We start from the raw sequence: 11314 nt of genomic DNA on the forward strand, positions 1-11314 counted from the left end.
GAAATATGAGAACAAATTTAAAACTGGCCTGGCGAAATCTTTGGCGAAACAGAAGGAGAACCTTAATTACTGTAGCCTCTATCTTTTTTGGGGTTATGCTATCGGCCTATATGACCTCGATGCAAGAGGGTTCGTATACGAAAATGGTTGATATTGTGGTGAAATTTTACTCGGGATACATGCAGGTGCATCATGAGGATTATTGGGAAAACAAAAGCATTAACAACACCTTCGAATACAATCAGGAATTGGTAGACGAGCTGCTCGCCAACAAAGATGTTGAATTTGTTTTTCCAAGATTGGAATCTTTTGGTCTGGCCTCATCAAAAGAACTGACAAAAGGGGCCCTGATTTTTGGCATCGATCCATTGGGCGAAAATCAGCTAACCAAAATTGCCGATAAAGTCAGGTCAGGAAAATATTTGGAAGCAAAAGATGAGGGAGTATTGATGGGTGATGGCCTGGCGAAGTATTTACAGCTAAGTGTAAACGACACTTTGGTGATCATCAGTCAGGGATACCACGGAGTGAGTGCGGCAGAAAAATTCCCAATCCGTGGCATTATTAAACATGTATCGCCCGAGCTGAATAAAACAATTGTGTACATGAGTCTGGCGAAATGTCAGGATTTTTTTAGCGCTGAAGATCGCCTGAGTTCCCTGGTAATTAATGTGGCCAACAATGATGTAATGAAACGTGCTTTTCATGATCTGAAAAAGAAAATAAAAGCGCCCTACTCTATTATGAGTTGGGAAGAAATGCAGCCTGAGGTAGTACAACAAATTGAAAGTGATCGTGCCGGCGGTGTAATCATGAAAGCAATACTGTACATCGTTATTGCATTTGGAATTTTAGGTACCATCATGATGATGATCATGGAAAGAAGACGCGAATTTGGTGTTATGGTTGCCATTGGGATGCGAAAAGGCAAATTGGCAAGTGTCATTTTTTTCGAGACTCTTTTTATTGGTCTATTAGGCATACTTTCCGGTTTGCTGGTCAGCTATCCTTTATTGCTGCTGCAAAGTGCCAATCCGATACCTCTTACCGGACAAGCAGCTCAACTGATGGAAGAATTCGGTTTTGAACCCTACATGTTCTTCTCAACCTCGTGGCACGTATTTAGCCAGCAAGCCATTAGTGTATCTGTCATTACCCTGATAATTGCCATTTATCCGGTAATTTCGATATTCCGATTTAAAGTAATAGATGCCTTGAAAGCTTAGGACAGGGAAAACAGTCGAACGGTCAAACGGTCGGAAAGTCAAACAGTGAAACAGTCGAACGGTCGAACGGTCGAACGGTCGAAAGTAATAAATGATAATTAATACGTTAGTTGATAAATAGGAACTAATTAACAAGGACCAGAAAGATATGATCAGATCAGTAGCATGGAGAAATATATGGCGCAGTCCGCTTCGTTCAGGAATCATTATTGCTGCAATAAGTGTTGGCATGTCGGCAGGTGTTTTTACCACAGCTTTTACCAAAGGGTGGATGAATCAGCGACTCGAAGCAGGGGTTGAGACCGAGGCTTCGCACATACGAATTCAACAGCCCAAATTTGGAGAGAATTACGATTTGAAAGAGTCCATTCCGAACAGCGAATTGGTAGTGAATGAGATTTCTAAATTGGATCACGTTAACGGAATCAGTCCGCGAATTGTGATTCAATCGATGGTTGCCTCAGCCGAAACAGGAACGGGTGTTAAAATTATTGGAATCGATCCGGAAAAGGAAAAAACCGTTACCAATCTGCACTCTAAATTATCCGAAGGAAAATACTTCGAAGGAGTGAAGAGAAATCCGATCCTAATTGGAGCCAAATTGGCTAAAAAACTGAAGGTGAAAATGAGGTCGAAGGTCGTAATTACCGTTCAGGATGCATCGGGAAATATTACAGGAGGAGCGTTTAGAGTATGTGGCATATTCGATATTACCAGTGGTATGTTCGAAGAAACAAATGTTTTTGTACGCAAAACTGATTTGGCCCGACTCTTGGATCTTGAGAGTAGTGTGTCGCACGAAATACTGGTGCATTTGGATGATACGGAACTGATCGATCAGCAAAGCCTGCTGCTAAAGAACAAGCATAAAAATTTATTGGTTCAGACCTGGAAAGAATCCATGCCCGAATTGGGTTATATCAATGAAATTGGGAATCTGTATATCTATATTTTTGTCATCATCATCCTGTTGGCTTTGGGATTTGGAATTGTTAACACCATGCTCATGGTAATTCTTGAACGCATAAAAGAACTGGGGATGCTAATGGCAATAGGAATGAGTAAGGCCCGAATATTTGGCATGTTAATGCTGGAAACCGTTCTGCTTACTTTCACAGGAGGATTTACAGGTATTCTTATTGGCCTGGCTGCCTCGTACGCCACAATGGAAAAAGGAATTGACCTGTCGAGTTATGCAGCAGGTCTCGAAGATATGGGATACAGTTCACATATCTATCCGGTAATTGAATTGGAAACGCTGGTTACCATTGCCATTCTGGTACTAATTACCGGAATTGTTGCCTCTATATATCCAGCAAGAAAAGCTTTAAAATACAATCCTGCTGAAGCGATAAGAACTGAGTAATTGGGTTAATATACACTTTAAAAGAACGTGAAATGAATATCATAGAAATTACCAACCTGCATAAAATATACAACGACTCTGAAGTAAAAGTACATGCCGTAAACGATGTTAGCCTTAGTTTTGAAGAAGGTGAATTTGCGGCTATTGTTGGACCTTCCGGCTCGGGGAAATCCACTTTACTAAACATGCTTGGTGGTCTCGATGAACCTACCGAGGGTAAAATACTGATCGACAATACTGATTTAAGTGAGTTAAAATCTTCTGATTTGATTAAATTCAGAATGCAGAACATTGGTTTTGTATTTCAGTCTTACAACCTGATTCCGGTTTTAACGGCTAAGGAGAATGTGGAATTCATCATGCATTTGCAAAATCGCCCAAAGATGGAACGCGAAGAAAGAACCATGGAGTTATTAAGTGCCGTTGGTTTAGAAGGGCGCGAAAACAGTCGTCCGAATAAGCTTTCCGGCGGACAGCAACAGCGTGTGGCAGTGGCAAGAGCCTTGGCATCGAAACCAAAATTTGTTTTGGCTGATGAACCAACTGCGAATCTGGATTCAAAATCGACCGAGAATCTCTTGGAAATCATGGAAGACCTGAACAAAAAAGAGCACATCACATTTATCTTTTCAACCCACGATCAAAGAGTTGTGAACAAGGCACACAGGATAATTACAATTGAAGATGGAAAAATAATTAGTGATGAACGTAAAAAATAAAAAGAGTCTGATTCAATAAAATAGTACCCCTTAACATGAAAAAAAGCGCCCTTATCCTTCTCTTTTTTCTTCCAATTCTTTCCTATTCGCAAGAACGCAAGTGGAATCTGGATGGTTATGTGAAAGATCTGTATATGTTTTATCACCCCGAACAGGCACCAATAGGGCCAAAGCTTCCAAATTTTCACTCAAATACCATTCACAACCGGTTAAATTTTAATTGGTTTGCCACCGATAAAATAAACTTTACCGCAGGCATGAGAAATCGGCTGATTATGGGGAACATCGTGAGTGATATTCCCAATTACAGATCAACTGTTGATACGGATAAAGGCTATGCTGATTTATCGTGGATAAGTGCTTATTCTGACAAATGGTTTTTGCATTCGATAGTCGACAGGGCTTATATGGATTATACCGAAGGCGATTGGCAGTTTCGAATTGGGCGTCAGAGAATCAATTGGGGAATCAGCAAGGTTTGGAATCCCAATGATGTTTTCAATAGCTTTTCTTATTTCGATTTTGACTACGAAGAACGTCCCGGCAGCGATGCTATCAATATCAGACATTATTTGGGCGTTACGTCTTCGATGGAACTGGTATTTAAAATGGCAGACAATTCCAGTGAAATGGCTTTGGCTGCAATGTACCGGTTCTCGAAATGGAATTATGATTTCCAATTATTATCCGGCTGGGTTGGCGACGATTACATGCTTGGTGGCGGATGGTCCGGAGATATAATGGGTGGCGGATTTCGTGGTGAAATATCTTACTTCAGCCCGCGTTCAACCCATAATAACTCCAAAGAAGCAACGGCAGCATCATTATCTTACGACTACACCCTGCAAAATAGCCTTAGCCTTTCGATTGAAGGTCTGTTCAACAGCAAGGGAAGCACAAAAGATGCGCTAGGTTCAAATGTTATTTTTGACCAAAACTTGTCAGCAAAAATGCTTTCCAGAGCGAAGTATTCTATTTTCGGGCAGGCCGCATTGCCGGTAACTCCTCTTTTTTCAGCCAGCTTTTCAACGATTATCAATCCATCGGATCATTCCTATTACCTCAATCCTACGTTTAGCTATTCTCTTAGCGAGAACATAGAGCTAATGCTGACAACTCAATTATTTTTTGGCAAGGATGGAAGTGAATTTGGGGATATTGGTCAAGTAGCCTTTGGAAGGTTGCGATGGAGTTTTTAATGGATTGATAAGTTGTGCATTCGAAGGAATGTGAGTTTATCCCAGTAACTACGCTGAAATTTTATTTTCCCATCGATAACATGAAAGAAACTGCAACCGCGCAAACCCAGCGGATCTTTCCATTCTAAAATAGCCCACTGCCCATCTTCAAAAATATTTTCAACAACACAGGTCATGTCTGCAAGCGCAAATTCTCTGGCAAACATTTCTCGAATGGCCTCCTTACCTTCAACCGGATCTTGTGTTACCTGATGGTTGACAGCATCTTCATCATAGAATTCTGCTATTTATTCGACCCATTTTCGACTAACTGTTTTGGTTTCATCTGCTATGATAATTACATTGACAATATAATTGCGGACACGCCATGGCATGTCCCTACGATTCCCATTCCGATTTCAGTATCGACATCACAAACTTGTCATGATACTCACCATTGCGAAGCGCTGCTTCCCTATATCGACCTTCCATAACAAAACCTGCCCGCTCGTATGCTTTTACGCCAGCAGTATTGGGTACCGAAACACTCAGCATGATTCGGTTCAATCCCAATTCTTCAAAACCCATTTTCACAATCATTTGGGTTACTTGGGTACCAATTCCCTTTCCCCAATAGTTTTTATCACCAATAAAAATGAAATATTCTCCCGATTTGTTGATCTTCGACATTCCTGAAATTCCTGCGTAACCCACAAATACACCATCCACAAAAATTCCATGATTACTATTCCTGCTATCACTTATTGCTTGCAGATACCAATCTTTAATCTGTTGATCGGTTTTCATTCCCTGAAATATTGATAAGGAATAAATTATTGCTTCCTCATCTCTTATCCATTTGTAAAATGGAGGGAGGTTTTCGGGGGTAAGTGGTTTTAGTGTGATCATCTTTTTTCTAAATAAACTCTACCTAAAAGCAGAGATAATTAATAATTAAAATATTGCTTTAAATAATATCATTTGTCCCCTGCTTCAGCTGGGGCAATTGAACATCTCAAAATCTTTAAACAAAATAAATGATTAAATACTTACTTCCAAATCCTCTGACTAAAGCCAAAGACAATGGATGAATAATCATCGCTTAAACAACATCATTTGTCCCCTGCTTCAGCTGTGGTAATTGAACAGCTCAAAATCTTTAAACAAAATAAATGATGAAATACTTACTTCCAAATCCTCTAGCTAAAGCCAAAGACAATGGATGAATAATCATTGCTATGAACAACATCATTTGTCCCCTGCTTTAGCTGGGGCAATTGAACAGCTCAAAATCCGTAAACAAAATAAATGATCAAATGCTTACAAATCCTATGGCTAAAGGCAATGAATGAATAATCATCGCTTTAAACAACATCATTTGTCCCCTGCTTCAGCTGGGGCAATTGAACATCTCAAAATCCTTAAACAAAATAAATAATGAAACTCCTACAAATCCTCTGGCTAAAGCCAAAGGCAATGGATGAATAATCATCGCTTTAAACAACATCATTTGTCTCCTGCTTTAACTGGGGAAATTGAACATCTCAAAAATTCTCAAACAAAATAAATGATCAAATACTTACTTACAAATCCTCTGGCTAAAGCCAAAGGCAATAGGTTGAGCTAATTCTTCATTCTTCTACCACCTCACCGTAAACACGGTCTCTCCCACTTTCGAACGGCAAAGCAGGCTTCCTCCATGGGCACGCATTATTTGACGGGAATAACTCAAGCCAATACCCGATCCATTTTCTTTTGTGGTAAAAAAGGGAATAAAGATTTCATCTGCAATTTCATCATCAATACCATGGCCATTGTCGCTTACCCTGATTTCGGTAATTTCACCCTTTTTAATTGAGGTCACAGATATATTTGCGTTGCCATTGAGATCAGAGGCTTGTCCGTTGAAAGCTTCAGCTGCATTTTTCACCAGATTAATAATTACCTGAACCATCATTTGTTCATCAGCAATAAAAGAATAATTTTTAGCTGGAGGTATTAGTTTCAGATTCCCGGTAAAGCTCTCTCTTATGGGTGATAACAGAATATTCAAACGGTCGAAAAAAGAATGTGCATCAATGGTATCCAACTTGGGGTCCGGCGCTTTGGACAATACCCGATATGATTGTACAAATCGAATCAATGCTTCACTCATTTCGGTAATCACACCCAATCCGTTAATGGTTTTTTCTACATGAATATCCTCCGACACATCAGATATGGCTCCCAATTTCTGTTCCCAAATTCTTTGTAAGGATTGAGAAATAGAAGTAACCGGAGCCAATGAATTCATTATTTCGTGACTCAGTACTCTAATCAATTTTACCCAGGCATCAATTTCTTTTCGTTCCAGTTCTCCCCGGATATCCTGTAAGGTAATTAGCTTCACATCTTCATTCTCCAGACGAATTACCGAACATCTCGAAATTACCTGTATCCTTTCCTTTTTCAAGATCAAATCCAATACTTTTTTCTGGCGGTTTTTTAGCTCAGAAAGACCTAAAGTGAATTTTGAATCGACTTGATTGAGCTGCTTAATATGAGTAAAAGTTTTTAATCCGAGCAATTCCAAAGCAGCCGAATTCACATCGGTAACATAACCCTCTCCGGTAAGTACCACAACTCCGGTTGCAATGTTTTGAAGGATCTCTCCAAAATATTTCTCCTTAATTTTGCTTTTCACCTGCACCTCCTGCAAAATTCCATTGAGCTCATTCAAACTTTGATGCAATTCGTTAATAATCGCATTACCTGTTTTAATTGGAAAACGTAAGGTGGTGTCTTCATTTTTTATGGCCTGAACAAAATAGTTCATCTGCCTGTGCGTTTTATTCAGAAAACGCACAAATTGGAATACCAAAACAATTTCGGTCAAGAGAATTGGCAAAGCCATATAATAGGATGCCTGTGAAAGAAAATAGCCAATTAGCACTGCGAAAAAAATCACAAAACCAAGACGTAGAAACAAAGCTGAATTGTAATGTCTATAAGCCATACTTCTTAATTTTATTGTATAAAGTTTGACGTGTTACTCCTAACTGAGCCGATACAGCAGACAAATTACCCATTTGCTTTTCGATTGCCCCCAGAATCACCTGTTTCTCCATATCTTCCAGTGTTCCTCCATAAGCATCCACAGCCGAAAACTCATCCATTTTAAAAACAAAATCTCTTGTCCCAATCAGATGAGTATCACTAAGAATTACAGCCTTTTCTATCGCATGCTGCAATTCACGTACATTTCCGGGCCACCGGTACGCTTGTAGTTTTGCAATTGCATCTGACGAAATGCTTAAACCCTTTTTATTGTATTTTTCCACATACAGATTTACAAAAAACTCAACCAGTTCAGGAATATCAGCGATACGATCGCGCAAGGGTGGTAATTCAATTTGAATGGTATTTATCCGGTACAGTAAATCCTCCCTGAAACGGCCTTCTCCTATCATTTTTGCCAAATTGCAATTGGTCGCACAAACCAATCTCAAATCAATATCAACAGGCAAGTTTTCACCCAATCGGGTTAGTGCCCTGTTCTCCAAGACCGATAATAATTTCGCCTGCATTGGCATGGATAAATTTCCAATTTCGTCAAGAAAGAGTGTGCCTTCATTTGCGGCTTCAATTTTTCCCATCCGATCTGTTCCTGCATCGGTGAATGCTCCTTTTTTGTGACCGAACAATTCACTCTCGAACAAATTTTCAGCAATAGATCCCATATCGACGGTAACCATCACATTTTGGCTTCGGTTTGAAAGGCGATGAATCTCCCTGGCAACCAATTCCTTTCCGGTTCCATTTTCTCCGGTAATCAGGATATTCGCATTGGTTACGGCAACTTTCCGAACCATATCCATTACTTTTTCCCAAGCTGATGATGTGCCAATTATGTGGTTTTTGTTTCGGTTTATCTCAGCAATGAGTTCACTTTCCTTTAAACGAAGATTCTTCACCTCTTTTCGGGAACGACTTAGCTTCCAAGCCATCTCGATAGTGGTCAGCATTTTTTCGTTCTCCCATGGTTTCAATACAAAATCGACAGCTCCCGAGCGAACTGCTTTTACAGCCAACTCAACATCTCCGTAAGCGGTAATCATCACAACACTCATTCCCGAATTGTATTCCAAAATTTGATTCAACCAATAAATTCCTTCATTTCCGGTATTGATTCCTGCTTTAAAATTCATATCCAAAAGCACAACATCGTAATTGTCTTCTTTCAACTCCGATAGCAAAGCATTTGGGCTCGATAAGCATTTCACTTTTTTACAGCTTCCATTCAACAACAAATCCAAAGCACTCAGAATGCTTTTATTATCATCGACAATTAAAATTTTGGCTTCTTTCATATTTTTTTGAGTAACTAGTTATTAGTACAAAGTATTTAGAAATCATACCGATTATTTAGTTGTATTATAGCCGATTACACTTTTCAACTTTAAATACCCCAAACTTTTCCGGAATGATAGTAGATCTAAAATGAGAAACTCATTTACTCAATCCAAGTTCACTCATTTACTTTTCAGATCTAAAGTAGAAAGCTTTTCAAAAAATTAGACAACGATTGTCCATTTTTTTTACACTCCAATTTCATCACCACAACACAAACATCTATTAATATGTCATTTACAAGCCTTGGCACAGGTTTGGATATAGAATGAATAAATAACAGATATTATTATTCTGATAAATTTAAAGAATCGCTTAAAAATGTCAATGGATCGTAAAATAGAAGTGAAGAAAGGTTTTAAAACCAAACATATTTATATCCTGATTGGGATCATCTTTCTTGGTTTTTTAGTGTGGTTGCTATTGAGCAGTTCCACCTCTACCTATCGTGCCGAGCTCGATAAACTTACCATCGCAGAAGTATCGCAGGCTGAGTTTAAGGATTACATTTCGATTATTGGAACCGTTGAACCTAAAACGACCATTTACATGGATGTTGAAGAAGGTGGAAAAGTTGTTGAGAAACTAATTGACGAAGGTGAATTGGTGAAAAAAGGCGATGTAATTCTTAGGCTGATCAACAACGATCTTAAACTGCAAATTCTCAATACCGAATCGTCACTTGCCTATCAGGCCAATGAGTTGCGAAATACGCTGATTAATATGGAACAGCAGAAAATCAGCAACAAACAACAAATACTTAGCATCGACACCGATATCATCAGACAAAAAAGGAATTACGAACAGAACCTGCTCTTTTTCGACAAAGGATTTGTTTCGAAAGAAATCTACCTAAGATCGAAGGAAGATTATGACTTACTCCTACAAGATCGTCAGTTACGATATCAGCGCATGATTCAGGATTCAATCTTTCGGGAGAATCAGAAAATACAAATGAACAGCAGTCTAAATAATATGAAACAGAACCTTGAAATGGTTCGGGACCGACTGGAGAATTTGAATATAAAAGCTCCGGCTGATGGTCAGCTGGGAAGTTTGGATATCGAAATCGGTCAATCAATTGATCGGGGCGAGAGAATCGGACAGCTTCATATTCTGAACAATTTTAAGGTGGCTGCCGAAGTCGACGAACATTATATTGACCGGGTTCGCCGCAATTTAGCTGCTTCATTGCTGCGGCACGATCAGGAGTTTATTCTGAAAGCTAAAAAAGTATATCCGGAGGTTCGGGATGGTCGTTTTAAGGTAGATCTGATTTTCGATGGAAAATCTCCGGAGAAATTACGCACCGGACAAACCTATCACATCAAGCTGGAATTGGGACAACCGACTGATGCCTTGCTCCTAACACACGGAGGATTTTTCCAAAGCACTGGCGGGCAATGGGTATTTGTTTTGGATGAATCGGGGCGCTTTGCCACCAGGCGAAACATTAAAATCGGCAGACAAAATTCTCAATATTTCGAAGTGTTGGAAGGTCTTCAGGCAGGTGAGAAAGTAATTACTTCGAGCTACGATACTTTCGGAGACAATGAGCGGATTGATTTTAAATAATGCTCCTGTATTGAACTTAAAAAAACGAATGCGTAAATTACACATAAAAATAAATTCAAAAATTAGATAGCTATGATTAACACAGTAAACCTAAGCAAAGTATTTAGAACCGATGAAATTGAAACTTTGGCTCTTAACAGTGTAAATCTGAAAATCAACAAAGGCGAATTTGTTGCCATTATGGGCCCATCGGGTTGCGGGAAATCTACCCTTATGAACATTCTGGGTTTGCTCGATAATCCTTCGGAAGGACAATACACTTTCGACAACACCGAAGTGGCAGGTTTAAAAGAAGGTCAGCGAACCGATTTACGAAAAGGAAACATTGGTTTTGTATTTCAAAGTTTTAACCTGATTGATGAGTTGAATGTATTCGAAAATGTGGAAATGCCCTTGGTTTATCAGCGCATCAGCAGCAAAACCCGCAAAGAAATGGTGAATAAAGTGTTGGAACGCATGAACATGAGTCACCGTGCAAAACATTATCCTCAGCAACTATCAGGTGGACAGCAGCAACGTGTGGCCATTGCCCGTGCAGTGGTTTCCAACCCAGGATTAATCCTTGCCGATGAGCCAACAGGTAATCTGGACTCAAAAAACGGTCAGGAAGTAATGGAACTGCTTACCGAACTGAACCGCGAAGGAACAACAATCATCATGGTGACTCACTCCATTCAAGATGCCGGCTATGCCCACCGAATCATTAATCTATTTGATGGAAAAGTTGTTATGGAAGAGAGTTTGGTGGGTGAGCATTCTTTATAGCCCCAAATTTTACGTGCAAAACAGAACTCAGCTGGTGGATATTTGCCTTGGCAGGAATCATTGCAATAGGAATTACACTGCTTACCGTTTCGTTTC

The 11314-nt window shown here is 39.5% G+C and carries 10 protein-coding genes; 6 read left to right on the forward strand and 4 right to left on the reverse strand.

The genetic code is table 11. The annotated features are described in order from the left end of the window. Positions 1 to 5 precede the first annotated feature (5 nt). The 4 genes from ALGA_RS06905 (at position 6) to ALGA_RS06920 (ending at position 4510) form a co-directional block, all read left to right on the forward strand. Complete coding sequence (locus tag ALGA_RS06905; RefSeq protein WP_096428632.1) at positions 6 to 1226, forward strand: ABC transporter permease; 1221 nt, start codon at positions 6 to 8, stop codon at positions 1224 to 1226. A gap of 148 nt (positions 1227 to 1374) precedes the next feature. Then, positions 1375 to 2592, forward strand: a complete 1218-nt coding sequence (locus ALGA_RS06910; protein ID WP_096428633.1) for an ABC transporter permease — start codon at positions 1375 to 1377, stop codon at positions 2590 to 2592. Between the two features lie 32 nt (positions 2593 to 2624). Then, positions 2625 to 3311: an ABC transporter ATP-binding protein gene (locus ALGA_RS06915; RefSeq protein WP_096428634.1), complete on the forward strand. Its 687-nt coding sequence runs from the start codon at positions 2625 to 2627 to the stop codon at positions 3309 to 3311. A 35-nt stretch (positions 3312 to 3346) separates the two neighbouring features. Beyond that, the gene (locus tag ALGA_RS06920; protein WP_096428635.1) at positions 3347 to 4510 is read left to right on the forward strand and encodes a hypothetical protein; all 1164 of its coding nucleotides are present in this window, start codon (positions 3347 to 3349) and stop codon (positions 4508 to 4510) included. Here the strand turns inward: ALGA_RS06920 and ALGA_RS06925 are convergent. The 4 genes from ALGA_RS06925 to ALGA_RS06940 form a co-directional block, all read right to left on the reverse strand. After that, entirely contained in the window at positions 4507 to 4797 is a 291-nt protein-coding gene (locus ALGA_RS06925) for a nuclear transport factor 2 family protein (RefSeq protein WP_162845525.1), read from the reverse strand. The genes ALGA_RS06920 and ALGA_RS06925 overlap by 4 nt on opposite strands. Before the next feature lie 91 nt (positions 4798 to 4888). Next, a complete protein-coding gene (locus ALGA_RS06930; RefSeq protein WP_096428636.1) occupies positions 4889 to 5398 on the reverse strand; it encodes a GNAT family N-acetyltransferase in 510 nt (169 codons plus the stop codon). A gap of 730 nt (positions 5399 to 6128) precedes the next feature. Next, complete coding sequence (locus ALGA_RS06935; RefSeq protein ID WP_096428637.1) at positions 6129 to 7484, reverse strand: sensor histidine kinase; 1356 nt, start codon at positions 7482 to 7484, stop codon at positions 6129 to 6131. Next, the gene (locus ALGA_RS06940; RefSeq protein WP_096428638.1) at positions 7474 to 8838 is read right to left on the reverse strand and encodes a sigma-54-dependent transcriptional regulator; all 1365 of its coding nucleotides are present in this window, start codon (positions 8836 to 8838) and stop codon (positions 7474 to 7476) included. Before ALGA_RS06940 ends, ALGA_RS06935 begins: the two co-directional genes overlap by 11 nt. 367 nt (positions 8839 to 9205) lie before the next feature. On the opposite strand from ALGA_RS06940, the gene ALGA_RS06945 reads away from it, so the two are divergent. Beyond that, positions 9206 to 10453, forward strand: coding sequence for an efflux RND transporter periplasmic adaptor subunit (locus ALGA_RS06945; RefSeq protein ID WP_096433480.1), 1248 nt, complete (start codon positions 9206 to 9208; stop codon positions 10451 to 10453). A 72-nt stretch (positions 10454 to 10525) separates the two neighbouring features. Next, entirely contained in the window at positions 10526 to 11218 is a 693-nt protein-coding gene (locus tag ALGA_RS06950) for an ABC transporter ATP-binding protein (protein ID WP_096428639.1), read from the forward strand. Positions 11219 to 11314: the final 96 nt, after the last annotated feature.

The organism is Labilibaculum antarcticum (assembly GCF_002356295.1).
Taxonomy (GTDB): domain Bacteria; phylum Bacteroidota; class Bacteroidia; order Bacteroidales; family Marinifilaceae; genus Labilibaculum; species Labilibaculum antarcticum.